This window comes from Roseiarcus fermentans, assembly GCF_003315135.1.
Classification (GTDB): Bacteria; Pseudomonadota; Alphaproteobacteria; order Rhizobiales; family Beijerinckiaceae; genus Roseiarcus; species Roseiarcus fermentans.
This window is the reverse complement of sequence record NZ_QNRK01000001.1, coordinates 368,252-394,866: the sequence shown is the minus strand read 5'-3', so window position 1 is coordinate 394,866 and position 26,615 is coordinate 368,252. Positions and strand designations below refer to the sequence as shown.

The 26,615-nt window shown below is 67.8% G+C and carries 22 protein-coding genes; 3 read left to right on the top strand and 19 right to left on the bottom strand.

From position 1 onward, the window contains the following. On the top strand, positions 1-3,864 hold a 3,864-nt coding region (locus DFR50_RS31830; RefSeq protein ID WP_170152999.1), incomplete at its 5' end, for a beta strand repeat-containing protein. Positions 3,865-4,135: 271 nt separating this feature from the next. Here the strand turns inward: DFR50_RS31830 and DFR50_RS01765 are convergent. From DFR50_RS01765 to DFR50_RS01745, 4 genes are all read right to left on the bottom strand, one after another. Then, positions 4,136-4,912 (bottom strand): FkbM family methyltransferase, encoded by a 777-nt coding sequence (locus DFR50_RS01765; protein ID WP_170152998.1) that lies wholly within the window; start codon positions 4,910-4,912, stop codon positions 4,136-4,138. A gap of 115 nt (positions 4,913-5,027) precedes the next feature. Next, a complete protein-coding gene (gene polA, locus DFR50_RS01760; RefSeq protein WP_113887445.1) occupies positions 5,028-8,015 on the bottom strand; it encodes a DNA polymerase I in 2,988 nt (995 codons plus the stop codon). 671 nt (positions 8,016-8,686) lie between these two features. Continuing rightward, positions 8,687-9,064 carry a DUF2019 domain-containing protein gene (locus DFR50_RS01750; RefSeq protein ID WP_113887443.1) on the bottom strand — a complete coding sequence of 126 codons (378 nt, stop codon included), beginning with the start codon at positions 9,062-9,064 and terminating at the stop codon, positions 8,687-8,689. Beyond that, the gene (locus DFR50_RS01745) at positions 9,061-10,431 is read right to left on the bottom strand and encodes a hypothetical protein (protein ID WP_113887442.1); all 1,371 of its coding nucleotides are present in this window, start codon (positions 10,429-10,431) and stop codon (positions 9,061-9,063) included. The genes DFR50_RS01750 and DFR50_RS01745 overlap by 4 nt, the downstream gene beginning before the upstream one ends. Before the next feature lie 304 nt (positions 10,432-10,735). Between DFR50_RS01745 and DFR50_RS01740 the strand changes: the two genes are divergently transcribed. Both DFR50_RS01740 and DFR50_RS01735 read left to right on the top strand, forming a co-directional pair. Further along, a complete protein-coding gene (locus DFR50_RS01740; protein WP_210208777.1) occupies positions 10,736-12,043 on the top strand; it encodes a YncE family protein in 1,308 nt (435 codons plus the stop codon). Between the two features lie 3 nt (positions 12,044-12,046). Further along, positions 12,047-12,538: a hypothetical protein gene (locus DFR50_RS01735; RefSeq protein ID WP_113887441.1), complete on the top strand. Its 492-nt coding sequence runs from the start codon at positions 12,047-12,049 to the stop codon at positions 12,536-12,538. Between the two features lie 45 nt (positions 12,539-12,583). On the opposite strand, the gene DFR50_RS01730 is transcribed toward DFR50_RS01735, so the two are convergent. From DFR50_RS01730 to DFR50_RS01660, 15 genes are all read right to left on the bottom strand, one after another. Further along, the gene (locus tag DFR50_RS01730; RefSeq protein WP_113887440.1) at positions 12,584-13,072 is read right to left on the bottom strand and encodes a peroxiredoxin; all 489 of its coding nucleotides are present in this window, start codon (positions 13,070-13,072) and stop codon (positions 12,584-12,586) included. 120 nt (positions 13,073-13,192) lie between these two features. Continuing rightward, positions 13,193-15,097: a PAS-domain containing protein gene (locus DFR50_RS01725; protein WP_113887439.1), complete on the bottom strand. Its 1,905-nt coding sequence runs from the start codon at positions 15,095-15,097 to the stop codon at positions 13,193-13,195. Between the two features lie 111 nt (positions 15,098-15,208). Beyond that, positions 15,209-16,111 carry an alpha/beta fold hydrolase gene (locus DFR50_RS01720; protein ID WP_113887438.1) on the bottom strand — a complete coding sequence of 301 codons (903 nt, stop codon included), beginning with the start codon at positions 16,109-16,111 and terminating at the stop codon, positions 15,209-15,211. Between the two features lie 133 nt (positions 16,112-16,244). Next, complete coding sequence (locus DFR50_RS01715) at positions 16,245-17,474, bottom strand: ABC transporter permease (protein ID WP_113887437.1); 1,230 nt, start codon at positions 17,472-17,474, stop codon at positions 16,245-16,247. Beyond that, positions 17,471-18,184 carry an ABC transporter ATP-binding protein gene (locus tag DFR50_RS01710; protein ID WP_113887436.1) on the bottom strand — a complete coding sequence of 238 codons (714 nt, stop codon included), beginning with the start codon at positions 18,182-18,184 and terminating at the stop codon, positions 17,471-17,473. The genes DFR50_RS01715 and DFR50_RS01710 overlap by 4 nt, the downstream gene beginning before the upstream one ends. Further along, complete coding sequence (locus tag DFR50_RS01705) at positions 18,184-19,536, bottom strand: efflux RND transporter periplasmic adaptor subunit (RefSeq protein WP_113887435.1); 1,353 nt, start codon at positions 19,534-19,536, stop codon at positions 18,184-18,186. Before DFR50_RS01705 ends, DFR50_RS01710 begins: the two co-directional genes overlap by 1 nt. 36 nt (positions 19,537-19,572) lie before the next feature. Continuing rightward, positions 19,573-19,929 (bottom strand): hypothetical protein, encoded by a 357-nt coding sequence (locus DFR50_RS01700; protein ID WP_147262631.1) that lies wholly within the window; start codon positions 19,927-19,929, stop codon positions 19,573-19,575. 95 nt (positions 19,930-20,024) lie between these two features. Beyond that, positions 20,025-20,402 carry a hypothetical protein gene (locus tag DFR50_RS01695; RefSeq protein WP_113887433.1) on the bottom strand — a complete coding sequence of 126 codons (378 nt, stop codon included), beginning with the start codon at positions 20,400-20,402 and terminating at the stop codon, positions 20,025-20,027. A gap of 132 nt (positions 20,403-20,534) precedes the next feature. Next, on the bottom strand, positions 20,535-21,107 hold the full coding sequence (locus tag DFR50_RS32440; RefSeq protein ID WP_210208776.1) for a hypothetical protein: 573 nt from the start codon (positions 21,105-21,107) through the stop codon (positions 20,535-20,537). Between the two features lie 180 nt (positions 21,108-21,287). Beyond that, positions 21,288-21,782, bottom strand: a complete 495-nt coding sequence (locus DFR50_RS01685) for a hypothetical protein (RefSeq protein ID WP_210208775.1) — start codon at positions 21,780-21,782, stop codon at positions 21,288-21,290. 317 nt (positions 21,783-22,099) lie between these two features. Further along, complete coding sequence (locus DFR50_RS01680) at positions 22,100-22,801, bottom strand: response regulator transcription factor (RefSeq protein ID WP_170152997.1); 702 nt, start codon at positions 22,799-22,801, stop codon at positions 22,100-22,102. 633 nt (positions 22,802-23,434) lie between these two features. Then, the gene (locus DFR50_RS01675) at positions 23,435-24,217 is read right to left on the bottom strand and encodes an amino acid ABC transporter ATP-binding protein (protein WP_113887431.1); all 783 of its coding nucleotides are present in this window, start codon (positions 24,215-24,217) and stop codon (positions 23,435-23,437) included. After that, positions 24,214-24,876, bottom strand: a complete 663-nt coding sequence (locus DFR50_RS01670) for an amino acid ABC transporter permease (protein WP_113887430.1) — start codon at positions 24,874-24,876, stop codon at positions 24,214-24,216. The genes DFR50_RS01675 and DFR50_RS01670 overlap by 4 nt, the downstream gene beginning before the upstream one ends. Further along, on the bottom strand, positions 24,876-25,526 hold the full coding sequence (locus DFR50_RS01665) for an amino acid ABC transporter permease (RefSeq protein WP_113887429.1): 651 nt from the start codon (positions 25,524-25,526) through the stop codon (positions 24,876-24,878). The genes DFR50_RS01670 and DFR50_RS01665 overlap by 1 nt, the downstream gene beginning before the upstream one ends. A 150-nt stretch (positions 25,527-25,676) precedes the next feature. Next, positions 25,677-26,528 carry a transporter substrate-binding domain-containing protein gene (locus tag DFR50_RS01660; protein WP_113887428.1) on the bottom strand — a complete coding sequence of 284 codons (852 nt, stop codon included), beginning with the start codon at positions 26,526-26,528 and terminating at the stop codon, positions 25,677-25,679. Positions 26,529-26,615: the final 87 nt, after the last annotated feature.

The following is a 26,615-nucleotide window of genomic DNA, read 5'->3' as shown; positions in this document are numbered from 1 at the left end:
TTCACCGGCGCCGGCTTCACCGCCAACGCCGGAACCTTCAACCTGTCTTACACCAACGCGCTGACGTTCGGCGCCTTCGCCAACAGCGGGACCTTCGGCCTCGGCGGGACCGAATCGCTGACGGAGACCGCTGACTTCACCAACAGCGGAGCGCTGTATCTCGACACGGCCTATGGCGACGGCGGCGGCAACCTGACGATCGACGGGACGCTCGCCAACACCGGAACGGTGCAGGTCGGCAGCGGCTACAACAACCTGAGCGCGGCGACCACGCTGACGCTGGGCGGGCTCACCAGCGCCAGCGGCGCGGGCTTCGCGGTCTACGGCTCGGCGAGCCATGCGGCGACGGTGACGGTCGACGGCGCGGTCGGCAACGCCGGCACGTTGACCCTGGGCGCCTATTCCGTCTTCACCGTCGGCGCCGGCGGCGTCTTTACGCAAACAGGCGGGACAACCACAGTCGGCGTCAACGCCGCGTTCACGGCCGCGACGATCGACGTCGACGGCGGGACCTTCGTCGTCAACGCGACGACCTTCTCCAACACCGGCAAGCTGACGGCCGCGAGCGGTGGCGTCATCACGCTCACCGGGGGGCTCGCCAACCTCGCGGGCGGAACGCTGACCGGAGGAAGCTACGAAGCCGACGCCGGCTCGACCTTGCAGCTTCCCAACAACGCGCCGATCGTCACCGACGACGCGGTCGTCATCCTGAGCGGCGCCGGGTCTGCGATCGAGGATTACAACACGGCGACGAGTTCCTTCAGCGCGATCGATCAGACCCTTTTGACGATCGGCGCGGGCGGGCAATTCCAGTTGCTCGCCGGGCGCAACTGGACGACGGCGGCGGCGCCGATCAAGAATCAGGGGCTGATTCAACTCGGCGGGGGCAAGATCACATCGAGCGGAGCCGGCGCGTCGCTGACGGACGCGACGGGATCGAGGCTCCTCGGCTTCGGAACGGTGACCGCGACGAGCTTCTCCAACGCGGGCACGATCGAGGCCTCCGGCGGCACGCTGACATTGACCAACGCCGTGACGGGATCGGGCGCATTGCAGATCGACGCCGGCGCCAATCTGGTTCTGGCCAGCAAGACCGCGACGACGACCAACGCCGCCAATTTCCACGGCGCGGGGGCGACCCTGACCCTCGCCAATCCCACCGGTCTCTCGGGTACGATCGGCGGCTTCGGGCTGGCCGATGCGATCGCGCTCGCCGGCGTGACGGCGAACGGAGCGACGGTCAACGCCTCGAACCAGTTGCTCGTCACCGAGAACGGCGTGACCGTCGACACGCTCAAGCTGGCGGCGAGCTACTCCGGCTTCACGTTCCTGACACAGTCGTACGCCGGCGGCACGGACGTGATCGCGCTGCCCGTCCCGGCGACCGTCGCCGATTATCTCGCCCAAACTGCGCTCTACGACAAGATCGCGGGCGGGTTCGCCGTTTCCGACACGGCGGCGAACATTGCGGCGGGTCTCAACGTCCTCAACGATACGCACATCAACGCCATCACGATCTCGAACAACAGCGCGGTCCAGGTCTCGGTCGCTCAACTCTCGAGCGACGCGACGGCGATCGGAAAGCTCGCGAACCAGAACGGAACGCCGTATCAGCTCACGATTTCCGACACGGCGGCCAACGTCTCGAATGGCCTCGACGCGCTGACCTCCGCGCACATCAGCGCGATCAAGATCTCGAACAACGCCGCGGTCCAGGTCTCCATCGCTCAATTGTCCAGCGATGCGACAGCGATCGGCAAGCTCGCGAACCTGAATGGAAAGCCGTATCAGCTCGCCATTGCCGACACGGCGGCGCACATAGCGGGCGACCTCGACTCGCTGAACGTCGCTGCGCACATCAGCGCGATCATGATCTCGGACAATGGCGCGGTCACGGTTTCCGTCGCGCAATTGTCCAGTGACGCGACGGCGATCGGCAAGCTCGCGAACCTGAATGGAAAGCCGTATCAGCTCGCCGTTTCCGACACGGCGGCGAACGTCTCGAAGGGTCTCAACGGCCTCAACGGCGCGCACATCGGCGCGATCACGATCGCGGACAATGGCGCGGTCACGGTTTCCGTCGCTCAACTCTCGAGCGATGCGACGGCGATCGGCAAGTTCGCGAACCTGAATGGAACGCCGTATCAGCTCGCCATCGCCGACACGGCGGCCAACATCTCGAAGGGTCTCAACGCCCTGAACGGCGCGCACGTCGGCGCGATCACGATCTCGGACAATGGCGCGGTCACGGTTTCCGTCGCTCAAACGTCCGGCGACGCAACCGCGATCGGGAAGTTCGCGAACCAGAACGGAACGCCGTATCAGCTCGCGATTTCCGACACGGCGACGAACATCGCCAATGGCCTCAACGCGCTGAACGGCGCACACATCGGCGCGATCACGATCGCGAACAATGGCGCGGTCAAAGTCTCCGTCGCTCAATTGTCGAGCGACGCGACGGCGATCGGGAAGCTCGCGAACCAGAACGGAACGCCGTATCAACTCGCCATCGCCGACACGGCGACGAACATAACGGCTGCGCTCGCCACGCTCGAGGCCGACGTCGGCCACATCGCCTCGATTGCGGCGAGCCCGGGACCGGTCACGGTTTCGGAAGCGACCTGGGCCGCAGATCAGACCGTCCTGGACAAGACAGTGGGCGGTTTCGCCGTCTCGGACAGCTTGCCGACCATCGTCTCGAACCTCGGCGCGCTCGACGGAGATTCGCACATCGCCTCGATTGCGGCGACGAGCGGCGTCGCGACGCTCTCGGCCGGGGTGATCGCCGCGCCGGCGTTCTCGATCAGCGGGGCAGGAACCGCGCTCACTGTGTCCGAGTCGCTCGCCGACAAGGGCAGGTTTTCGATCGGAGCGGGCTCGACCCTGTCGGTTTCGACCGGCGATACGCTGACGCTCTCAGGGACGACGACGCTTGCGGGCGCCTTGACGGGCGCGGGGGCGCTCGTGACCGCCGGCGGGACGACGACGCTCGCCGCCGGCGCCTCGCTCAAGACCGCGCAGTGGACGATCGCCGGCGCGGGCGCGAACGTGGCGGTAGCAGGAAACGCGGCCTATGCCGGGACATTCTCGGCGGGATCGGGCGATACGCTGACGCTTTCCGGCGGCAATCTCACCCTGTCCGGCGCCGCGAGCCTCTCGGGCGCGACGATCGCGGGCGGCGCACACACGCTGACAGCCGCGGGAACGACGGCCGTGTCCAATCTGACCATCGGCGGGACGACCACGTTCGACAACGCCAAGACGCTGACCGAAAGCGGAGGATCGGTGACGCTCGGGGACGCGGCCGGCGACGTCGCTTCGCTCGTCAACGCGTCGACGGGGACGTGGAACATCATCGACAACAGCGGCATCGCGCTCGGCGCCTCGCCTTCGTCGATGATCGTCAACAATGGTCTGTTCGAGAAAACCGGCGCCGGGACGAGCGCGATCGCGGCGACCTTCGACGACGCGCACAGCTTGCTCGTGTCGTCCGGAACGCTCGACTTCCAGGGCGCGGTCACGGGGACAGGCGCGGCGACCATCCAGGGCGCGGCGACCCTCGAATTCGACTCGACCCTGGCCGCGGGCCAGTCGATCGCCTTCTCGGGCGTCGGCGGAACGCTCGATCTCGCCGATCCGGCCGGCTACGCCGGCTCCAGCATCGGCGGATTCTTGAAAGGAGACACCGTCGATCTCGCCGGAGCGTGGACGGTCTCGAGCTTCCAGGAGAACGCCACGGGCACGATCGGAACCTTGACGATGTCGAACGGGGCGAGCCAGGTCGCCCTCGAATTCGCGGGCGCGTTCAGCCAGAGCAGTTTCACCATCGCCTCGGGAGGCACGACGATCGTCGGACATTCCTAGCCGCCACAGAGGCGCGCAGCGGCCCAGGTCGACGGCGCGCCGGGCGGAGCCCGGCCGTCGCGCGCCATGTCCAGGTCGGAAAACCCGCCTGCGGCCGGATTCGTCCTTCCGCCGGCCGCGCGCGCCACTCCAGACGGCGCCGGGGACCTCGACAGTCGGGGCAAAGGCTCGCGGTGAACGGCGCCGAGGCGGCGGCCGGCGTCGCCGAGGCCGGACGGCGCAATGTCGGCGAGGCGTGCGTTTGCGCGCCTCGACGGATCGGGGCCGCCGGTCAGCCGCGCAAAGACGGGCGCCGCTCCACGCCGGCGAGCTTCGTGCGGTTGACCAGGATGGAATCGACTTCGACCAGGATCGGGAAATGGTCGTGAGTGGGAAGGAAGGCGCAGACCGCGAAGCCGTTCCGATCGAAAAAATCCAGCGCCTCGGACAGAAGCGGCTGGTCCTCGTAAATCGGTCGAACCGAAAGCTCGGTCTGGACGCCGACGAATTCGGTCAGTCGGCTCCCGGCCCCGCGCGCCACCGCGAGGTCGGCGCCCTGCGCGTCAATCTTCAGGAACGGTCGCGAGAATTTATATTTACTCTTGTATTCATCGAAATATTCCGACAGCAGCGCCGTCGTGAGCGTGATCGTCTTCACGGTTCTGTTGGCCTCGTCCAGCAGATCCGCATCGATCTCCTTCGGCGTCTTGATCGAGCTGAATTGGGAGCCGGCCATGACGTTGAACGTGACCTCGCGCGAGACCTCGTCGAGCGCGACCGGCTCGACCGACCAGTTCCCGTCTTTGCCGGACTCGATTTCCAGCGCCTTCGCCAGCTCCGGGATCGGCTCGAACGAAACGATCGGCCCGCGATAGCCGATCGATCTCAGGAGACGCCCGTACTGGCCGGCGTTCGCGCCGACGTCGAATACACAATCGATCTGAAACTCATGTAGAAATCGTCGAAGGACATACTTCTCGTGCTGGAAACCCGCATGTTTCGCCCGCGACAGGCTGATTGAGAACGTGCTGAAGGCGACCTCTTGAAGATAGGAGCGGAGCGCGCGCAATTCGTCCCCCTCTCGTCGACCGTCGCGAGACCTACAAGCGACGAACTCCACGGTCAAGATGGCGTTCGCCTTCGCCCTGCCGTCGCGATCGCGGCCCGCGGCCGCCGCCCCGGCCTCAATGCGCCTCCTCCCAGTTCTGCGCGGCGCGCGCGTCGACCTGCAGCGGCACGTGCAGCTTCAGCGCCGGTTCGGGCGCGTCGATCATAACCCGGGTCACCACCGGCAGCGTCGCCTCGACCTCGTCGTCGGGCGCCTCGAACACCAGTTCGTCGTGCACCTGCAGCAGCATCTGGGCCGAGAGATCGGCCTTGGTGAGCGCCGCCTCCATCCGCACCATGGCGCGGCGGATGATGTCGGCGGCCGAACCCTGGATCGGCGCGTTGATCGCCGCGCGCTCGTTGAAGGCGCGCTCCGAGGCGTTGGACGAACCGATGCGCGGATAGTGGCACTTGCGCCCGAAGATGGTGGTCACGTAGCCGTCGGCGCGCGCGGCCTTCTTGGTCGCCTCCATGTAGTCGCGGATGCCGGGGAAGCGCTCGAAGTACTTTCGGATGTAGGCGCCCGCCTCCTCGCGCGCAATGCCGAGCTGGTTGGCGAGGCCGAAGGCCGAGATGCCGTAGATGATGCCGAAATTGATCGCCTTGGCGCGCCGGCGGATTTCCGGGGCCATGCCGGCGACCGGGACCCCGAACATCTCGGAGGCGGTCATCGCGTGGATGTCGAGCCCCTCGGCGAAGGCTTTTTTCAGCGCCGGGATGTCGGCGATGTGGGCGAGCAGGCGCAGTTCGATCTGGCTGTAGTCGGCCGAGATCAGCTTCCGCCCCTTCGGCGCCACGAAGGCGCGGCGGATTTTTCGGCCGAGCTCGGTCCTGACGGGGATGTTCTGCAGGTTGGGCTCGGACGACGACAGGCGCCCGGTGGTGGTGGCGGCCAGAGCATAGGAGGTGTGGACCCGCCAGGCCGCGTCGACATAGCCCGGCAGCGCGTCGGCGTAGGTCGACTTGAGCTTCGCCACCTGCCGCCATTCGAGCACCTTGGCCGGCAGCGCGTGACCTTCGGCGGCGAGGTCCTCGAGCACGCTCGCCGTGGTCGACCAGGCGCCGGTCGCGGTCTTCTTGCCGCCGGGAAGGCCCATCTGCCCGAACAATATGTCGCCGAGCTGCTTGGGCGAGCCGGGATTGAACGGCTGGCCGACGACGCCGGCGATGTCGTCCTCGAGCCGGGCCATGGTCTGCGAGAAGTCGCCGGCGAGCCGCGAGAGCATGTCGCGGTCGATGGCGACGCCGCGCCGCTCCATACGCGCCAGAACCGCAACCAGCGGCCGCTCCAGAGTCTCGTAGACGGTCGTCACGCGCTCGGCCGCGAGGCGGGGTTTTTGCGCCCGCCACAGGCGCAGGATCACGTCGACCTTCTCGGCGGCGTATTCGGCGGCCTTGCCGAGGTCGGCGCGCGCGATGCCGACGGCGTTGCGGCCGGCGCCCGCGACATCGGCGAGCGCGATCGGGGCGTGGCCGAGGATCCGCTTCGAGAGATCGGCGAGGTCGTGGGAATCTCCGGTCGATCCGCCGTCGAGGGCGTAGGAGACGAGCATCGTGTCGTCGATCGGCGCGACGGTCACGCCGCGTCCGGCGAGGACCTGAATTGCGAATTTCGCGTCATGGCCGACTTTCACGACGCCGCGCGCCTCGAGGAGCGGCTTCAGGAGCGCCAGGGCGCCCGCTTCGGCGAGCTGGCCGGCGGCCGGCGCGCCGCTTCCGAACAGGTCGTCCGGGCCGGCGCGATGGCCGAACGGAAGGTAGCAGGCCTGCCCAGGGGCGACCGAAAGCGCGAGGCCGATCAGCTCCGCCTTCATCGGATCGGGCGACGACGCCTGGACGTCGAAGGCGACCACCCCCGTCTCGTGGGCGAGCGCCACGACGGCTGCGATCTGGTCGAGGGTCTCGAGCCTCGCGTAGCCGCTGCGGTCGACCGGCGCGCGCGCCTCCGCCGCGCGGGCGCGGGCGAGGTCGGCCGGCGTCGCCGCCGGCGTCGCGGCGCCGGAAGGCGCGGCGGGCGCCGGGCCGCGGGCGGCCGCCGCCTCCTGCTCGCGCGCGAGCAGCGCTTCGCCCTCCCGCCCCTGCCATCCGGCGGGCCCGACGAAGCGCGGGTCGGGCTCGATCGCGGCCGCATCGACGCCGCACATCTCGGCCACCCGGCGGGTGATGGTGGAGAGCTCCATCGCCTTGAAGAAGGCGACGAGCTCGCGGCCGTCGAGCGTCGGGGTCGCGAGCGCCTCGAGCGGCGTCTCGACCGGAACGTCGCGAACGAGCGCGACCAGCTGCTTCGAGATGCGGATCCGCTCGACGTTTTCCGCCGCGGTCAGGGCTTCGCGCCGCTTCGGCTGCTTGATCTGGCTGGCGCAGGCGAGCAGCGTCTCGAGGTCGCCGTACTCGACGATCAGCTGCGCCGCGGTCTTGACGCCGATGCCCGGCGCGCCCGGCACGTTGTCGGTCGAATCGCCGGCGAGCGCCTGGACGTCGACCACCTTGTCCGGCCCGACCCCGAAATAGTCGACGACCTCGGCTTCGCCGATGCGCCGCTCGTCGCGGTCGCCGGAGGCCGGATCGTACATCGCGACGCCCGGGCCGATCAGCTGCATCAGGTCCTTGTCGGCCGAGACGATCAGCACGTCGGCGCCCTGCTCGCGCGCCTGTCTGGCGTAGGTGGCGATGAGATCGTCGGCCTCGTAGACGTCCTGCTCGACCGGGACCATGCCGAAGGCGCGCACGGTCGCGCGCATCAGCGGGAACTGCGGCACGAGGTCCTCGGGCGGCTCCTTTCGGTTGCCCTTGTACTCCGGGTAGATGTCCTTGCGGAACGAGTTCTCGGACTTGTCGAAGATGATGGCGAGGTGGGTCGGCTTGATGCCCGCCGCGCCGTCCTTGACGAATTGCAGCATCTTGGTGGCGAACAGCCGCACCGCGCCGATCGGCAGCCGGTCGGTGCGGTAATTGTATTTCTGATCCTGCCGGATCGACTGGTAATAGGCGCGGAAGACGAAGGACGAGCCGTCGACGAGAAAGACGTGGTCGCCGGGGCCGAGCGGACGATGGGGCTGGGTCATGGGCCGGAACAATAGGCGAAGCTGCGGGCGGGCGCCATCGGAGCGCAGCGGACGGCCGCCCGCGCCGAGGCAGAGGCGCGGCGCATGGGGACAGGCTGAAACCCGGGCGCGTTTTGAACCTTTTCAAGCCTTTCCGCCGGAATGTCCGGGCGAATGCACCTTCCAGGCCGGCATCGGCTCCCATGTCGTCATCGCGAGGCGCGAAGCGACGTGGCGATCCAGGGGCCGCAACAGCGGCCCAGCGGCCCCTGGATCGCGTCGCTTCGCTCGCGATGACGGCGCTCTTCGGCGCCCGGCTTGAATCCCCGTTTTGTCCCTGCGGGTCCCGCCGCCGCGGCGCGGAGTCTCGCGCGCCCGGCCAAGGACGCGCGCGGATCGCCAACGAGCGGCGGCGACGAGATTCGGCGGGAGCGCGGCGGCGCAGAGCGGCATGAGGACGACAGTACGCGCGTTTTCGTTATATCACAAGACTTATTTTGCCATATATCAAATTCCAGCATAATCCGCGACCCGGTGTCGCCGCCGGCCACATCATGGTCCCGATCGGCGCGGCCTTCGTACGGCTTCGAGGTCGGGGCGATGGTCAACGCACGATCAATGGTCAAGGCAATCCGGAGCCTCTGCGAGGCGCTGCAGACACATTCTCGCCTTTGGCGCCGGCGCGACAAAGGTCAATGGTCGAGGCAGTCGGGGACCTCTTCCAGGCGATGCAGAGTCATCCGGGCGGCAAAAACCTGGTCGTCGGGGAAAGGCCCCCCCGCCAAGGCCTGCAAACACGCCATGGCCTCCTGTCTCGCCACTGGAAAGACCTGTTTGGCGGCCATAAGGCGCACTTGCTTGTTATCATGAGAAAGCAGACGCAGCAAGGACCGGCGCGCTTCAGGCCCGCGCGACTGCAGTTCATCTTTAATGTTGGTTAGCACCTGGAACTCTCGATTGTACGCGTCGATATCGTCCGTTATATCTGTTTCGTACTGAACCAGACACGATTTCTCATACTGTCTGAGAAGTTCGTCTATGGAATGCGTCGTATAGTCTGTGTCGCTCATTTCAATACTCCGATCGTTCGCAATCCAATGAGTCCAACACGTCGCCGCTCTTCCCAGTTGGTCCCCGCCACATATTGCCGAGGCGTCACCCCACCGAAATCATCATCATTCCGCCTCTGATACCATCTGTTCAATTCCCAATGTTTGACAGTCGGAATTCGCACCAAATTGTCTGGCGAATCCATTCGCTCTTCTTCGCTGCCGTCGGGATTCGCCGTCGCCTGCTCCACGATATGGTGATCGTCGTAGCCGTCCTGGCGGGGCGATTGCGCCGCCGCCTGCAACTCTTCCAGCGACTTCGGCGGATCAAAGTAGGCGCTTACGTAAGGGTAGACATCGATGGCGACTTCCACAAGCAGGGCGGCTATTTTGACGCGAGGATCAGGCTCAGATTCCGCGACCGCCAGCAGGCCGCGAATGGAAGATTTGATAACCTGAGCCGAAGCCACCGTCATTTGACGGCTAGAGCGCGGCTTCTCCCTATCCGACGGGCCGCTGGAATTATCGTCTGCTGTCTTGGGGCGGAACTGGCCGCCCCGCCCGTTCGGTTCACCCTTCGGCCATCCCGGATGCTTCGGATCGTCCGGACTGGCCTTTTCCGCCGGCGCCGCGATCCCGCGCGCCTTCATCAAGACGCGCGGATCAACGCCGGCGTGCAGCGCGGCGGCCGCCTTGTCGAGCGCCTCGGCCGCCGCACGGCCGGCCAAAGCGGGCTGACCGACGAGAGCCAACCCGACTTCTGCAAGAGCTTTGTCCCCGCGCTGCAGGGCCGCAGAAACGCTGTTCAGACGATCGACGACGTCGGTGGGCGCCAGCGCGCCGCCCGCGATTGACAGGAGCGTGCGTATTTCTCCCGCTCGGCCTTCAACCTTCAGGCCGAACCAACCGCTTTGCACTTCGAAGAGCGGAGCGATGACCGTTCCGCGGCCCAGGACCACGCCTTGGTCGCACAGAGTCAGCCGATCGCAGAACGGCGGCGTCTCGCCGAGTCCAAGCTTCGCGCGCCGGACAGCCGTCGCGAGTTGGGGGCCGGAGACACCCTTCCGAACCAAGCCGAAAGCGAGTTGCGCTTCGTCTTTGCTCACGGCCGCGCGCAATGGCAAGCTTTGCAAGCGCGCTCTTACCCCGTCGTCGTCGCGTCCGATCAGCCCGGCGGCCTCGTGGATCACTTCGGCGCAACCGTCTGGGTCCAGCCCTCGCGTATCGCAAGCGTAGGCCAACAGCGCGGCCATCGACCGCCGGTCGAGTCGATCGACTTCCCAGCATCCGTCCTTCGCATAGCGACGGGCCAGCGGTCCGGCTGAGCCCAGCACAATCTCGTTCTTTATCAGCCTGATGCAGAAAGCAGAGTCGGTGGAGAGGGCCATGCGGAAATTCCCGATATGTCCAGCATCGGGAACATATCAGGAACATACGGTTTTATAAAATTAATGGCTTAATAAATTCTTTTCATCAGAACGAATTCCCAGGGGTCCTTCCGCGACTCCTCCGTTGTTCGCGAACCCTCTCGTTTCCCATCGCTCGCGAGCGGCCGGCCCGGGCGCGGCCGGCGGGCTTGTGCAAGCGAAACCAATCGCGTAGCGAGCCCGTTCATCGGCCAGTCATCTGCGGCGGGGCAAGAAAGGCCGGGCGATTCGGCGGCGCCGGCGTCGAGGCGAGAAACGGGGCGTCATGAAACGGCAGCGCGCGTGGATCGGGGGGTCGATCCTGGCCTTGGCGATTGCGGTCCTGGGGTCGGATTCGGCCGTCGACACCGCGCAATCGTTCACGATTCCGACCGCCTGCGCCAACCCGGCGCTGTGCGCGTCGCTCTGCGGCGGATTCGTCGAGCAGGGGCGGACGGAGGGCGACTTCGTTCGGCTCGCTTCGTATCAGCTCGGCGCGCCGCAGCCGATGGATCTTCCCGCCGCCACCCTGTCGACGCCGGCGCCGGTCGACCCGAAGAACGTCTACGCCGGCGCCGGCGCGGGCATGTTCAGCCCCGCCGTCGCCGGACAATTGTCGCGGGTCTATTCGCCCAATCTCATCACCGGCAAGGTCGACGTGATCGACCCCGACACGTTCAAGGTGATCGACAGCCTCGACGCCATCCCGAGCCCGCAGCACATCGTACCGTCGTGGGACCTGCAGACGCTCTGGGTGTCGGGCGACCTCTCCTATCGCGGCGGCCACGCCGACGTGGCGCCGATCGACCCGAAGACCGGCAAGGTCGGCAAGCCCATCGACGTGCCGGATTCCTACAACCTCTACTTCACCCCCGACGGCCGGTCGGCGATCATGGTCGCCGAAGCGATGCGCCGGCTCGAGTTCCGCGATCCGCACACCATGGCTTTACAGGGGTACATCGCGACGCCGCGCTGCCCGGGGATCAACCACGCCGACTTCGCGCCCGACGGCTCCTACGCGATCTTCACCTGCGAATTCGGCGACGCGCTCGCCAAGATCGACCTCGTCCATCACACGCTCGCCGGCATGCTGGCGCTGACCCCGGGCGGCATGCCGCAGGACATCCGAGTCTCGCCCGACGGCTCGGTGTTCTTCGTCGCCGACCTGCTCAAGGACGGGCTGGTGCTGGTCGCGGGCGATTCTTTCCGTGAGATCGGCTTCATCAAGACCGGCGTCGGCGCGCACGGGCTCTACCCGTCGCGCGACGGGACGAAGCTCTACGTGTCGAACCGCGGCACGCACAACATCGCCGGGGTCCGCAACGGGCAAGGCAGCGTCAGCGTGGTCGACATGACGAGCCCGCGGGTGCTCGCGACCTGGACCATTCCCGGCGGCGGCAGCCCGGACATGGGCAATATTTCCGCCGACGGCAAATGGCTGTGGCTGTCGGGCCGCTACGACGGCGTCATCTACGCCTTCGACACCGACGACGGCTCGGTGAAGACGATTCCCGTCGGCGGCATGCCGCACGGGCTGACGGTGTGGCCGCAACCCGGGCGCTATTCGCTCGGGCACACGGGCGTCATGCGATAGCCCATGCCGCTCGCTCCGGAATGGGCCAATTTCTTCACTGCCGAGCTTGGCGCCCTCGCCGCCCTGACCGGCTTCGTCGTCGTCGCCATCTCGATCAACCTGAGCCGCATTCTCTCGATCGCCAGCCTGCCCGGCCGGGCGGCGGAGGCGTTGGTCGGGCCGGTCGGCGCGATCGCCGCGACAGGGCTGATGCTCGTCCCCGAGCAGCCCGCGGCGCTGCTCGGCGCGCAGATCCTGGCGCTCGGCGTCGTCATGGTCGTCACGCCGGTCTGGATCCAGATCCGGACCTGGTCGGCGCGGACGGACGCGACCGCGGCCGAGCGGCTCGTCCGGTTCGCGACGAGCGCCGGCTACTGCCTCGCCTTTCTCGTCGGCGGCGCGCTCCTGATCGGAAACGCGCACGCCGGACTGTTCTGGATCGCCGCCGGCGACATCATCGGCCTCGGCGCCGTGGTCGTGAGCGCGTGGGTGCTGATGATCGAGATCCTGAGATAGAGGGGAGGGCGAGCCACGGCGGCTCTCGCCCTTCCCCTCCCGCGCCTACTTGATCTGTTCAAGTATATGCTCGGCGCCCGAGACGTCGGCCGCGCCCGGGTTCGGCTCGATGTTCAGCTCCTTGACCACGCCGTCGACGACGTACATCGAATAGCGGGTCGAGCGCACGCCCATGCCGCGCTCGGTCAGGTCGAGGTCGAGGCCGGCGGCCTTGGCGAACGCCGCGCTGCCGTCGGCGAGGAACTCGATGTGCCCCTTGGCGCCGCTGGCGTCGGCCCAGGCGGCGAGCACGAACGGATCGTTGACGGAGGTCATGGCGATGATGTCGACGCCCTTGGCCTTGAGCGCGGCCTCGTTGGCGAGGAAGCCCGGCAGGTGGTTCTTGTGGCAGGTCGGGGTGAAGGCGCCCGGCAGGCCGAACAGGACGATGGTCTTGCCGGCGAAATAATCCTTGGTCTGCACGGGCTTCGGCCCGTCCGCGGTCACGAGGGTGAGCGTCACGTTGGGCAGGCTTTCACCGACGGCGATGGTCATGGGCAATCCTCGCGCTTCATGGCCGCCCTCGCGGCGGCTTCAGCCGAGCTTAAGCGAGGGATATGACAGCCGTAAAGGCGGGAGTTTCGAGCGCCGGACGCCGCTCGTCCGGGAACCCCGCTACGAGGCGGCCGGACGGTCGACAGGGGCGCGCATGATCAGGGTCGTCCCCTTGCCCGGCCGGGATTCGATTTCCACGCTTCCCCCGATCGCCGCGAGCCGTTCCCGAATGCCGAGCAGACCGAGGCGCGGCGCCGTCGCCTGCCCGACGCGCTCGGGGTCGAAGCCGATCCCGTCGTCCTCGACGACCATGAACACGTCGTGCGCCGACGCCTTCAGGATCACGCCGACGGTCCTGGCCCCGGCGTGCTTGACGACATTGGTGATCCCCTCCTGCAGGGCCCGGTAGAGGGTGGTCTCGACCTCGTTCGACAGCCGCCGGTCGAGGTCCAGATGAAGATCGAAATGCAGCCCGGAGGTCCGCTCCCATTCGTCCGCCAGGCGCCGCAACGCCGCTTCGAGCCCGATGTCGTCGAGCGCGATCGGCCGCAATTCCCACGCGAGACGGGTCACCTCCGCCGCGACCGTCGCCGTCAGGTCCTTGAGGTCGGCGAGGCCGGACAGGAGCGGCGGTTCGTCGGCCGCGATCCGGGTCAGGAGCCCGATCCTGATGGTGATCGCCGCCAGATACTGCCCGAGGCTGTCGTGCAGTTCGCGCGCGATGCGCTGGCGCTCGGCTTCCTGGCGAACCACGATTTCGCGCTGAACCTCGGCGAGCCTGGCCTCGCGGTCGGCGAGATCGGTCACGTCGCGGAACACGAGAACGATTCCGCCGTCCGGCATGGCGTTGGCGCGGGTCTCGATCGTTCGGCCGTCGGGGACACGGCCCCTCGTGGTCAAAGGCCCGCCCTTGCCGGACGCCCCCGCCGGAGCGTCGACCAGCGACGGGAAGCCGATCTCGCCGTCGCCGCCGCGCTCGGCGCGCAGGCGCACGAGGTCGTCGAGCGCGGCGCCGGGCCGGACGAGCTCCGGCGGCGCGTCGAGCAGCCGGGCGACGAGATCGTTGTTTCCGACCAGAAGCTTGCGGTTTGCGTCGAAAACCGCGATCCCCTCGCCGATGTTCAGGAGCGTGGTCTCGAGAAGCGCGTTCTTCTGCGCCAGTTCCCCCTGGCGCGTCTTGAGTTCGGTGATGTCGGTCCGGATCGCGACCACGCCGCCGTCGGGCGTGCGGCGCTCTTCGCCGAGCAGCCAGCGCCCGTCGAGGAGCCGAAGCTCGACGGCGCCGCAGGGTTTGCGATGCCGCTCCAGCCGCTCGCGGACCCACGCCTCCGTGTCCGTCACCGCGTGGCCGACGATTCCCCTGGCGACGGCGGCGCGAAGCAGGTCCTCGAATCGCGCGCCCGTGAGGTCGCCGTCGCCCAAGCCGTACATCGCGCGCATCGCCCGGTTGACCACCAGCAGGCGGTCGTCGGCGTCGTAGATGGCGAAACCTTCCGGGATCGCGTCGAGAGCCTCCGTGAGATGGCGTTCCGCCTCCTGCGCGCGGCGCGCGAGATCGCTGGCTCTCTTCTGGGCCTCGACCCGGTCGGTGACCTCTTCGCCGGCGATGACGATGCCGCTGATCTCTCCCGCTCCGTCGCGCCACGGGCGGGTCAGCCATCTGACCCAGCAGGCGCGACCGTCCGCGTCGACCAACCGCTGCTCTTCCGCGGCTTCGATCGCGCCGGCGAGAGAGCGCCGATGCGCGGCCTTCCAGGCTTCGGGGAAATTGGGAAGGTCCTCGTAGTGGCTGCGGCCGGCCGGGCACGCCTGAAGCCCGTGCCTGGCTAGCCATTTCGGGCTCGCCGCGACGTAGCGCATGTCGCGATCGAACATCGCCATCGCGTTCGGCGCCTGGGCGACGAAAGCGGCGAGGCCGCCGGTCGTTCCGGCCGCGGGCCGATGCGGGGCCCCAGCGCAAGCGGCCTTCGACGCGATGGCGGACTCACGCCGGGACGGGCGGATGGACTTCGGTCGATTGCGCAATGCGGATCTCCCGCTTCCCGCGGCCGAGAACGCTCCGTCCCGGCTCTCTCGTTCTACGAGCCGCGGGCGCGGCAGGCAACGAGACCGGCGCGACCGCCGCCGGTTCGCTCGTCACGCCCGGGTCGCCTCGACCTCGTTCGCAAAATCGCCGATCGCGTCGATCCACGTCGGCATCATCGCCTCCTTGAGGTCGTGGCCCATGCCGGGGACGATCACGAGCCGCGCGCCGGGAATGCTCAGCGCCGTGTCCTCGCCGTGCGCGGGCGGAATGACCGGGTCCTCCGAGCCGTGCAGGACGAGCGCCGGCAGGCGGAGTCCGTTCAGCCGCTCGTGGCGCGGCGGCGCGGCGACGATCGCCGCCATGTGGCGCGCCGCCGCGGGCGGATCGAACGGGGTATAGTCGATGCTTCGCCCGACATAGGCGGCGAGCTCCGCCTCGGTCTGCGGGAAGCCGGAGCCGCTGATCGCCCTGACGGCCGCGACCGCGGTCGCCAGCCGGTCGGCGCGACTCGCGCTCGCGGGCACGGCCATGAGCGCGCGCATGGCTTCCGGCTTCGCCGGCTCGAGACCGCGCCGCCCGGTGGTGGACATGATCGAGACGAGGCTCGCGGCCCGCTCCGGGTGGTTCAGGGCGACGAGCTGGGCGATCATGCCGCCCATCGAGAGGCCGGCGATGTGGGCGCGCGCAATCCCGAGCGCGTCGAGGAGACCCGCGGCGTCGGCCGCCATGGCGTCGAGCGGATAGGGCGGAGCCGCCTGCCCGCCGGCCCGCGCGGTCGTCATCAGCGCGCCGATGTCCGGGACCCCGAGTTCGGGAAAGAAGGTCGAGCGGCCGATGTCGCGGTTGTCGAACCGGACGATCCGGAACCCGCGCCCGACGAGGCCGTCGCAGAGCGAGTCGGGCCAGCCGGTGAGCGGCGTGGCGAGGCCGTGGATCAGCAGAATGGCGGGGTCGCCCTCCCGTCCGAGGCTCTCGTAGGCGATGTCGATCCCGTTGGCGCGGACGCGAGGCATGTCGGCTCCCAAAGTTGACGCGCCCGACGATAGATGAGCTGGGCCCCGATACAAGCGGAGGGCGTTTCGCCGATGCGGCGGAGGGTGGTTCCGGCGCCGGCGGCGGTCGTCGGCGGCGCCGTCCTCGCGGCGGCTACCGGGCGCGCAGGGCGTCCACCGGCTGCAGCAGCGACGCCCGCCACGCCGGGTACCAGCCGAATCCGACGCCGAAGGCGGCGGCGAGGCCGAGGGCGGCGGCGACCATCTCGGGCCGGACGAGGACCGGCCAACCGAGCACCCGCGTGACGATCACCGCCGCGACGGAACCGAGGATGACGCCGACGAGCCCGCCCAGCGCGCTCAGCGCCGTCGCTTCGAGCAGAAACTGAAACGCGACGTCGCGCGGCCGGGCGCCGATGGCGAGCCTGAGCCCGATCTCGGGCGTGCGCTCGGTCACGCACACGAGCATGATGTTCATGATGCTGATGCCGCCGACGAGGAGCGAGAACAGCGCGACCGAACCGAGCAGCAGCGCGACGGTGCGGGTCGAGGATTCCTGGGCCGCCAGGGCGGAGGAGGCGGTCGTCACCGTGAAGTCGTCGTCGCGGGTTCCGCGATCGTGGCGCTGGCGCAGGAGCCGCGTGACGTCGTCGACCGCATAGCCCATCCAGTCGCTCGAACGGGCGCTCGCCAGGATATAGGCCACGGCGTCGTGGTTGACGGTGTTGGCGCCGCCGATCAGCCGCACCGCCGCCGCCGCGATCGGGACGAACACGACGTCGTCCTGATCCTGTCCGCCAAACGCCATCCCCTTGGGCTTCATCACTCCGATCACGGTGAAGGGCGTGTTGAGAATGCGCACGACCTGACCGATCGGATCGTCCGCGCCGAACAGATGCTCGGCGGCGGTCGCGCCGATCACCGCGACTTTCGCCGCGGACACCTCTTCCTCGGGCGAGAACGCGCGCCCCGAGCCGATGGTCCACTGCCGGATGGCGAAGTGCCGGACGTTGGTGCCGTTGACCGTGGTCGACCAGTTGCGATTCTTGGCCACGACCTGGACCTTGCCGAAGTCCGACGCCGCGGCGGCCGCGATGGTCGCAAGCCCGGCGATCGCCTCGGCGTCGGCGAGGGTGAGGGATTTCTGGTCGCCGGTCGCCGAACTGACGCCGTCCTTGCGCGTCGCCCCGGGATTGACGACCAGCACATTGGCGCCGAACGCGCCGATCTCCTCGCTGATGCGTTGCTGCGCCCCGGCGCCGATCGCGGCCATGCTGACGACGCAGGCGACGCCGATGATGACGCCGAGCAGCGTCAAGAGCGTGCGCACCGGGTTTTCCACCAGCGCCAGCGCGGCGGCGTGCAGCGCGTCCCAAGGCCTCATGACGCGGCTCGCTCCGGGTGACGGGTCTCCGGGTCCGCCGGCCCGTCGGAAACGATCTCGCCGTCCCGCATCCGGATGACGCGCCGCGCGCGCGCGGCGACGCCGGAATCGTGGGTCACCATGACCACCGTGCGCCCTTGCGCGTTCAGCGCCTCGATCAGCCCCAGGACGCCCTCGCCCGACGTCGAGTCGAGCGCCCCGGTCGGCTCGTCGGCGAGCAGCAGGACCGGGTCGGCGGCGATCGCGCGCGCGATCGCCACCCGCTGCTGCTCGCCGCCGCTGAGGTTCGCCGGCATGGCGTGGAATTTGGCCGTCAGGCCCACCGACTCGAGCGCCGCCTCGGCGCGCCGGCGCCGGTTGCGGGGCGATTCCCCCGCGTAGACGAGCGGCAGCTCGACGTTGCGCAGCACCGTCATGCGGGCGAGGAGGTGGTATTGCTGGAAAATGAAACCGATCCGGCGATTGCGGATCCGCGCGGTCGCATCGGGCCGAAGCGCGGTCGTCTCCCGGCCCTCGAACAGGAGGCGGCCGGACGAGGGGCGGTCGAGCAGCCCGAGCAGCGCCATCAGCGTCGACTTTCCGGATCCGGACGCGCCGACCACGGCCACGAAGGCGCCGGCCTCGATCTCGAGCGACGTCGGCCTGAGGGCGAAGAACGGCAGGTCGGCGGCGCCGTAGCGGCGGCTGATGTCCTGGGCCGAGATCAGCATCAGCCGTCGCCCCGCGGCCGGACTGGCGCGGGGCCCGGCGGCGCTTCGCCGGTCAAGACCTGCTCGCCCGGGGCGAGATCGCCGGAGGTGACGGCGGCGCGCTCGCCGTCGTCGTTTCCGATCGTCACCGCAACCGGGGTCGGCGCGCCGTCCTTCAGCGTCCAGACCACCGAACCCTTCGGCTCCGCCGCCGACGTCGGGCCGCGCGGATGGAACCGCAGCGCGGCGAGCGGAACCGTGCGCGAGGCGACGGCGCGTTCCGTCTCGATCTTCGCCACCACCGTCATCCCGGGCAGAAGGGCGTAGTCGTCGTTGGCCGCCGCGAGCACGACGATGTAGGTGACCACGTTCTGGATCACCATCGGGTCCTTGCGGATCTGGCTCACCGTCGCCGCGAAACGCCGCTCCGGATAGGCGTCCACGGTGAACGTGACGGGCTCGCCGATCCGGACCTGCGCGATGTCGCTTTCGTCGACCCGGGCGCGGATCTCCATCCGGCGCAAGTCTCCGGCGATCACGAACAGCGTGCGCGTCTCGAGGGTCGACGCCAGCGTCTGCCCTTCCTCGACTCCCCGCCCGATGACGACGCCGTCGATCGGCGAGCGGATGCGCGTGTGCTGGAGGTCGATGGAGGCGTTTTCGAGCTGCGCGGCGGCGCGGCGGACCGCGGCGCGCGCGCTGTCGGCTTCGGCGCTCGCACGCGCGATGTCGGCCTTTGCGCCCTGGCTCTGCGCGGCGAGCGCGGCGAGATTGGCTTCGGCCTCGCGCTCGTTCGCCGCCGCCATGCCGGCGCGCGAAGCCGCGTCGTCGGCGTCGGAGGCGGCGATCACGCTCTTGGCGAGGAGGGCGGACTTCCGCTCGGCCTCCCGCCGCGCGATCGTCGCGGCGCCGCGCGCCGCGTCGAGACGGGCGGAGAGGACGCTGCGCTGCGTGACGATCTGGGCTTCGTCGGCCATCGCGCGCGCGAGCTTGGCTTCGGCGACGCGAACGTCGGCCCCGGCGCCCTCGAACGCGGCGCGGGCCTGCTCGACCTGCGCTCGGAAGGAGCTGTCCTCGATCTCCGCGAGAACCTGGCCCTTGCGCACGGGATCGTTGAAGTCGGCGGCAAGCTTGACGATCTGCCCGGAGAGCTGCGCCCCGACCTCGACGTTGATCGTGGAGGCGACCGAACCCGTCGCCGTGACAGTCCGCACGATTTCGGCGCCTTCGACGGCGCCGAGATCGTAACGCGAGGCAAGCGTGGCGGCGCCCGGCGCCATGAGCCCGCCCATGCTGGGAAAGTGAAGGTCGGCGCCGCCCGACCACGCGAGGCCGCCCGCCGCCGCCACCAGGATCGCTCGGCCGATGGTCATGTCTCGCCTCCCGCCTCGAAAGACTGGCTCGCGACGTCAGCGCCGCCAGCGCCACCCGGTGTGGTGCGGCCCCGGAGACGTCCAGCTCGGCGCCGTCCAGGCGCGGCCGGGACCGGAGCGCCAGCGGCCGACGTGATTGTCGTTGCCGTTGCTGCCGTACCCATTGCCCAGATTGCTGCCGATGTTGCCGTTGCCGTTGAAGTCGCCGCTGTTTCGATTGCCGTTGTTGTCTCCGATATTGCCGTTGCCGTTGAAGTTGCCGCTGTTTCCGTTGCCGTTGTTGTCGCCGACGTTGCCGTTGCCATTGCCGTTGCCGGTCCCGGTCGCCGCCGGCGCAACGACGGGGACGAGGATCGCCAGGCCGGCGACCAACAGAAGATAGACGCGATTCATGGTCAACTCCCGTAAGCCTTCCCGCCCGCGCCGTGCACGCGCCGCGGCGCCGCGATCGAAGGTCATGGTTCGCCTCCCGCGCCCGATCAAACCCCTCAGAACAGGTTCAGGTTCGGCAGCGACAACGGCGCCGCGAGCGGCGTCGCGACGGGCGTCGCGAGCGGCGTCGACAGCGGCGGCGTGACCGGCGTCGACAGCGGCGTCGCCGTCGGCGTCGTCGTGTCGATCGCGCCGCCGACGCCGTTGCCGACGTTGCTGCCGATCACCCCGTTGCCGTTGCTGCTGTCGACGTTCAGGTTGCCGTTGTTGTTTCCGACGTTGAAGTTGCCGTTGTTGTTTCCGCTGTTGCCGTTGCCGTTGCCGTTGCCGACGTTGAAGTTGCCATTGAAGTTGCCGGCGCCGTCGTCTGCGTAGGCGGCGAGCGGAACGAGGAGCGCGAGGAGCGCGCCAAACAGAATGTGCTTGCGATTCATAGCCAACTCCTGATTGCCTTTCTTCTCTCCCGTCCACATTTCGACCCGCCGGCGGAGGCCCGCCGGCGGGGGAATGAAGTCTGCGCTCGCCTCGGTCGTGAACGGCTTCGGCGAAACGTCGAATTTCCCACTTTATTTGTTGTTGTTGCCGTTGCCGTTGCCGTTGAGCGAGCCTTTGTTGTGATTTCCGTTGTTGTTGCCGCTCGTCGGACTCGAGTTGCCGTTGCCGTTGTTGTTGCCGTTGTACGAACCGATATTGCTGTTGCCGTTGTTAGTCCCACCGTTGTTGTTGCCGTTGCCAGCGCCGATGTTGTTGTTGCCGCTGGTCACACTCGTATTGTTGAGGCCATTGAAGGCGCCGATATTGCCGGTGCCGCCGTTGTCGTAGCCGATGTTGCCGTTGGCGTCGGCGTTGCCATTGCCGTTGGCGTTGCCGTTGCTCGTGCCGACGTTGCCGTTGCCGTTGCCGTTGCCGTTGGTGAGGCCGACGTTGCCGTTGCCGTTGCCGTTGCCGTTGGCGGTTCCGATGTTGCCGTTGCCGTTGCCGTTGCCGCTCGCAACGCTGGTGGCGACCTGTATGCCGGGACCGGCCTTGTGAACGGCCGGCGACGAAGACGGCGGGACGGCGGCGAGCGCAACGGCGGTCATCGACAGCCAGACGGATGTCGTCACGATGGCGTTCGCCAGGGTCGAAGTCGAAGACATCGTCGTTTCCTTTTGTTCGAGGAAGGCGAGAAGTCCGAGTCTGCCTCCGAGGCCACGCCTTCGTTCCGCCAGCCTCGCCGTCGGCGTCGAGCCGCGGCCGGGGCAGACGCCGCCTTCGCGAGGAAAATCGTCATTCCCCGTCCCGCGCCGCGAGCGGCGCGGGACGGCCCGAAAAGCGGGCTAGTGGTTGGCGTTGCCGTTGCCGTTGCCGTTGCCGACGCCGGCGTTGAGATTGCCGTTGACATTGCCGTTGAGGATGCCGTGGTTGCCGTTGCCGTTGCCCACGCCGTTGCCGATGCCGAAGTTCAGATTGCCGTTGAGGTTGCCGTTGAGGATGCCCTTGTTGGCGTTGCCGTTGAGATTGCCGTTGCCGATGCCGAAGTTCAGGTTGCCGTTCAGGTTGCCGTTGCCGATGCCCTTGTTGAGATTGCCGTTGCCGTTGCCGTTGTCGGCGCCGACGTTGCCGTTGCCGTTGCCGTTGCCGTTGAGGGCGCCGACGTTGCCATTGCCGTTGCCGTTGCCGCTGCCGACCGAGACGGCGAACGCGGGCGAAGCGGCGAGGAGAGCGAGGGCGGCGGTCGCGGCGAGAAGCGTCTTCATGGTGTCCTCCTGAATTGAAAAAGGAAATTGCTGACTGTTGGGTTCGAAAGCGCGCACGTTCGGCGCGACCAGCACTTAAGACTATGTTCTCATTGCAGAATAGATGTCTAATGAGGCGATGCGGCAATCCAATTGGGTCGATAAGACCGGCAACTGTTTACCGCATTCGGTCGTTTCAGTTACGCCAATAATACTATTGGTCATATAGCCCTCTATATCGCTAATTGAAGGCAGAACGGCGCAAATAGAGCGATGCGCAAAGGTGTAGGGCGGGATATATGTCCGCGCCTTGACTTGACATGACGCCGGCCGGCCTCGGCCGGTATTCGGCGCAGGCGATCTCCACGCGCCCCGGCTGGAGACCGCCGGAGCGCGTTGCCGGGTTGCCGCGGCTATGCGATCTTGCCCAGTTCCGGCGCGACGAGGAGTTCCGCCGACCGCACGGCCACCGCCGTGCGGTTCTTCGCGTTGAGCTTGCGCATGATGTTGCGGATGTGGACCTTGACCGTGCTCTCGCACAGCTTCAGTTCATACGCGATGATCTTGTTCGATTTGCCCTGCTGAATCGCCTGGATGATCGACAATTCCCGCAGGGTGACGGGGTTGACCGTCTCCAGCGCCAGGCCGGCGACCGGTTCACGCCCCGTCTCCATCAGGCTTTCCGGAGGGACGTAGGTCCCGCCGGCCAGGACGAACCGCACCGCCTCGATGGCGACGGAAATGCCCGTCATCATCGGGATGTAAGCCTTCGCCCCGCACTGCATGACCTCGCGCACCACGCGCTGCTCGCGCGAGTGCGACAGCACGACGACCGGCGCCTTCGCCACGGCCGTCGCCTGGCGCAGGAGGTCGTAGGTGTCCGGAGTCTTCACCGTGTCGATCAGGAACAGGATCAGACGCGCGTCGCCCTCCCGTCCCTCGTCGCAGATCTCGTCGAGCGACGAACAGATCTGCACCGGTGCGTTCAGCGAGGTCTGCAAGACGCTCTTCAGGCATTCCGCCAGGAACAGCTTGTCGTAGACGACGAGAATCCTGTCGCTGGGCCAGGCGCGAATGATTCCGGGCGCATCGGGCCCGTCGAGATCGCGAAACACGGGGTTCGCTCCCGACATCCGCTCGTAAAAGGGAGACCGACCATAAAACGAGGCGGGCCGATCGCTCGCCCCCTCCATCGTCAGCCCCGACTCGCAAGAATTACTACAAGACTTTGAAGTATAAACGGTCGACATAGCCTTTAGCCCCTTCAAGACACTGAAAATGGAAAAGGAAATGACTGCCCGCCACCCACCGATGGCCCGACGCTCGGTTACGCCTGCATGACCTCCCCATGTTCTCCCTCGGGCCTCGCTCCGAGGCGTCGACCCGTGACCCGCGCTCCCGTTGTCGCCGCATTGTAGTGAAATATCCGCCAAGTTGTTAAGAGAATTCTTGCGCCGTAACCAAAAGAGGTATGCCTTCGGTCTGGCGTTTGCTTCGTCTGGATTGATCACGACTCTATAATTATAATGTGTTTTAAAATCCGTTCTGTTTACGGTGTTCAATAACAAACTTATTGTTTATCGCCGAGACCGCACATACTCGTGGCGTGCGGGATTTTGGTCTTACGACTTTGCCACCGCCGTCGTCAGAAACTTGCGCCCTCCACTTTTCCTTTGGTGGACACTGTCCGCTGTGCTCGGGCGCGGCCGATCCGCTTGCCGGATTCGATGGCGAACGGCGCCGTCCGCTCAGAAGGCGTTGCGGTCGTGGTAGGTCTGCAGGAATTGCCGCACGCGCGGCTCGGCGCTCTCGTGAAAGACCCGCCGCGGCGGCCCGGATTCGAGGATGCGGCCGCCGTCGATGAAGGCGATGCGGCTGGCGACATGGGCGGCGAAGCCCATCTCGTGGGTGACGATCAGCATTGTCATGCCCTCGGCCGCCAGCGCCCGCATCACTTCGAGCACTTCGCCCACGAGTTCGGGATCGAGCGCCGAGGTCGGCTCGTCGAACAGCATGAGGCGCGGCTGCATGGCGAGGGCGCGCGCGATGGCGACGCGCTGCTGCTGGCCGCCCGACAGCCGCAGCGGATGCGCGCCGGCCTTGTCGGCGAGCCCCACCCGCCTCAGCATCGCCGCCGCCCGGTCCGTCGCCTCGCCCTTGGGGAGGCCGCGCACCCGCCTGAGCGGCTCGCTGACGTTCTCGAGCGCGGTCATGTGCGGCCAGAGATTGAAGTGCTGGAACACCATGCCGATCTCGCGCCGCATCGCGCGCAGGCGGCTGGGCGCCATCGGGCGCCGCTCGCCCTCGCTGTCGAGGTCGTAGCCGATCAGTTCGCCCGCGATGCGCACCTCGCCCTCGTCGTAGGGTTCGAGGAAATTCACGCAGCGCAACAGCGTGCTCTTGCCCGATCCGCTCGGGCCGATCAGGCAGACCACCTCGGAGGGCGCGACGTCGAGATCGACCCCGCGCAGCACCTGGTGCGCCCCAAAACTCTTGCCGACGGCGCGCATGGCGATCATGGGGACGGTCATGCGCGGCTCGCGAGGAAGGCGGTCGCCCGCTGCTCGACCCGACGCCCGAGGCGCGACACGACCTCGACCAGGCACCAGTAGAAGACGGCCATCGCGAAGATCGCGTCGAAGGCGGTGAAGGTCTCGGCGGCCATCGTCTGCATCTGGTACATGAGCTCGGGCACGGTGATGATCGACAGTACGACCGTCTCCTTGGACATCACGATCAGGGTGTTGACGATCGGCGGCGTCGCGGCGACGAGCGCGTTGGGCAGGCGGACGCGGGCGAGGATGTCCCAGGGCGCCATGCCGACGCTCATCGCCGCCTCGACCTGCCCGCGCGGCACCGCCGCGAAGCCGGCGCGAAAAATCTCGGAGAAATAGGCCGAGGAATAGAGGCCGAGGCCGAGGATGCCGGCTTCCGTCGCGCTCAGCCGCAGGCCGACGGCCGGGCCGCCGGCGTACAGGATGAAGAGTTGCATCAGGAACGGCGTCCCGCGGAGGATCTCGACATAGACGCGCAGGACGGCTCTGAGCGCAAGGCTCCGGGCGCCGGCCGCCAGCGCGACGGCGAAGCCGAGCGCCAGCCCGAGCGCGCAGCCGGAGGCCCAGCAGGCGATGGTGACGAGAAAGCCGCGGCCGAGCGAAGGCGCGTAGCGGATGAGAACGTCCCAGTCCATCACGCGCCTCTCGCGAGACGCCGTTCGGCGAGCGAGCCGAGCCCGGCGAGCGTCAGATTGATGACGAGATAGAAGAAGCCGCCCGCGAGATAGGCTTCCAGCGGCCGGTAGGTCATCGAGGCGATGTTCATGCTGACGCGGGTGAGTTCGGCGATGCCGACCACCGACACCAGCGACGACGCCTTGATGAGGAGGATGAACTCGTTGATCAGCGGCGGCACCGAAATGCGCACCGCCTGCGGCAGCAGGATGCGCCGCCAGCGGTCGACGGCGCCGTAGCCGAGCGCCACTGCCGCCTCGCCCTGACCGCGCGGCACGGCGTTCAGGGCGCCGCGCAGAATCTCGGCCTGATAGGCGCCCGAGGAGAGGCTGAGGCCGCCGATCGCCGCGACCAGCGCCGGAACGTCGAGCCCGACGGTGGCGAGGAAATAGTAGATGAACAAGAGCAGCACCAGCAGCGGCACGCCGCGGAACACGCTGACGTAAGCCGCGCCGAGCCGTTCCGGCCACGGCTTGCCGGACAGGCGGGCGACGCATACCGCCATCCCGATCACGAACCCGAGCGCGATGCCGGCGAGCGACAGCGCCAGCGTCACGCCCGCCGCGTGCGCCAGGTAGCCGAACGAGTGGGAGAAGACGGAAAAGCGCATGCCGGAAACGGGGCCGGAAACGGTTGCGGCGGCGGGCCCTCATCCGGCGCTTCGCGCCACCTTCCCCCTGAGGGGGAAGCGACCCCTCTCCGACAGGGAGAGGGACAGCGGCCCCAGGCCGCAGGGTGAGGGTTCGCCGCCGCAGTCGCCTCAGATCTTCGGCTCGGGCACGGTCGTGGGCAGAGCCGTCGGCTGGCCGAACCAGGTTGTCTGGATCTTCGCCATCGTGCCGTCGCCGTCGAGCTTGACGATCGCCGCATTGACCGCCTCGATCAGCGACTGGTCGTCGGGACGCGCCACCCAGGAAAAATAGGTCGGCTGGCCGAACGGCGGCAGCACCAAAGCGAAGGCCTCGGGCCGCTGCGACGCCGCGTAGGCGAGGTTCGGCAGCGAATTGATGGCCGCGTCGATCCGCCCCGCCGCGAGATCGGCGTAGGACTGGTTGTTGTCGACGTATTCCTTGACCTCGACCGGCTTCGGCAGTTTCGCGGCGAATTCCTTGAATTGCGCGACTTGCGCGGTCCCCTTCTGGCCGCCGACCGTCTTGCCGGCGAGGTCCTCGGGCTTGGTGATGGTCTTGTCGTCGGCGCGCTTCATCAGGGAGGCGGTCGCGTCGGCGATCGGCACCGAGAAGGCGTAGCGCTTCATGCGCTCCTTGGTGATCGTCACCGGCGCAATGACGAGATCGAATTTCTTCGCCTCGAGCCCGGGCAGCACGCTGGTCCAGGGCAGGTCGAGGTAGGAGACCTTGACGCCGAGTTCCTTGGCCACGGCGTCGATCAGCTCGCGGTCGACGCCCTTGTAGACGCCGTTGTCGGAGATGTCGAAGGGCGGAAACTGCATTTCCGTCGCGACCACGAGCTCGCCGCGCTTCTTGATGTCGGCGAGGGTGTCGGCGGCAGCGCTCCGCAAGCCGCCCGCGAGGCCCGTCGCCGCGAGTCCGGCCAGGCTCCACTTTAGCGCCGTGCGCCGGGAGACGCGGAAGCCTTCGATATCCTGCATCGCTGATCGCTCCTCTTCGAACGCCGCGCGGGGCGTCGGCCCGGCGGTCCTTTATGAATATGCACATACATATTCGGGCGCGAGTCA

What these genes read in the sequence shown, in the direction of transcription:
- DFR50_RS01745 (WP_113887442.1), bottom strand. Translation starts at nt 10,431, where the DNA reads ATGGCCCTCTCCACCGACTCTGCTTTCTGCATCAGGCTGATAAAGAAC.
- DFR50_RS01660 (WP_113887428.1), bottom strand. Translation starts at nt 26,528, where the DNA reads ATGCAGGATATCGAAGGCTTCCGCGTCTCCCGGCGCACGGCGCTAAAG.
- DFR50_RS01700 (WP_147262631.1), bottom strand. Translation starts at nt 19,929, where the DNA reads ATGAATCGCGTCTATCTTCTGTTGGTCGCCGGCCTGGCGATCCTCGTC.
- DFR50_RS01695 (WP_113887433.1), bottom strand. Translation starts at nt 20,402, where the DNA reads ATGAATCGCAAGCACATTCTGTTTGGCGCGCTCCTCGCGCTCCTCGTT.
- DFR50_RS01720 (WP_113887438.1), bottom strand. Translation starts at nt 16,111, where the DNA reads ATGCCTCGCGTCCGCGCCAACGGGATCGACATCGCCTACGAGAGCCTC.
- DFR50_RS01750 (WP_113887443.1), bottom strand. Translation starts at nt 9,064, where the DNA reads ATGAGCGACACAGACTATACGACGCATTCCATAGACGAACTTCTCAGA.
- DFR50_RS01735 (WP_113887441.1), top strand. Translation starts at nt 12,047, where the DNA reads ATGCCGCTCGCTCCGGAATGGGCCAATTTCTTCACTGCCGAGCTTGGC.
- DFR50_RS01740 (WP_210208777.1), top strand. Translation starts at nt 10,736, where the DNA reads ATGAAACGGCAGCGCGCGTGGATCGGGGGGTCGATCCTGGCCTTGGCG.
- DFR50_RS01730 (WP_113887440.1), bottom strand. Translation starts at nt 13,072, where the DNA reads ATGACCATCGCCGTCGGTGAAAGCCTGCCCAACGTGACGCTCACCCTC.
- polA (WP_113887445.1), bottom strand. Translation starts at nt 8,015, where the DNA reads ATGACCCAGCCCCATCGTCCGCTCGGCCCCGGCGACCACGTCTTTCTC.
- DFR50_RS01670 (WP_113887430.1), bottom strand. Translation starts at nt 24,876, where the DNA reads ATGGACTGGGACGTTCTCATCCGCTACGCGCCTTCGCTCGGCCGCGGC.
- DFR50_RS01665 (WP_113887429.1), bottom strand. Translation starts at nt 25,526, where the DNA reads ATGCGCTTTTCCGTCTTCTCCCACTCGTTCGGCTACCTGGCGCACGCG.
- DFR50_RS01710 (WP_113887436.1), bottom strand. Translation starts at nt 18,184, where the DNA reads ATGCTGATCTCGGCCCAGGACATCAGCCGCCGCTACGGCGCCGCCGAC.
- DFR50_RS01705 (WP_113887435.1), bottom strand. Translation starts at nt 19,536, where the DNA reads ATGACCATCGGCCGAGCGATCCTGGTGGCGGCGGCGGGCGGCCTCGCG.
- DFR50_RS32440 (WP_210208776.1), bottom strand. Translation starts at nt 21,107, where the DNA reads ATGTCTTCGACTTCGACCCTGGCGAACGCCATCGTGACGACATCCGTC.
- DFR50_RS01715 (WP_113887437.1), bottom strand. Translation starts at nt 17,474, where the DNA reads ATGAGGCCTTGGGACGCGCTGCACGCCGCCGCGCTGGCGCTGGTGGAA.
- DFR50_RS01675 (WP_113887431.1), bottom strand. Translation starts at nt 24,217, where the DNA reads ATGACCGTCCCCATGATCGCCATGCGCGCCGTCGGCAAGAGTTTTGGG.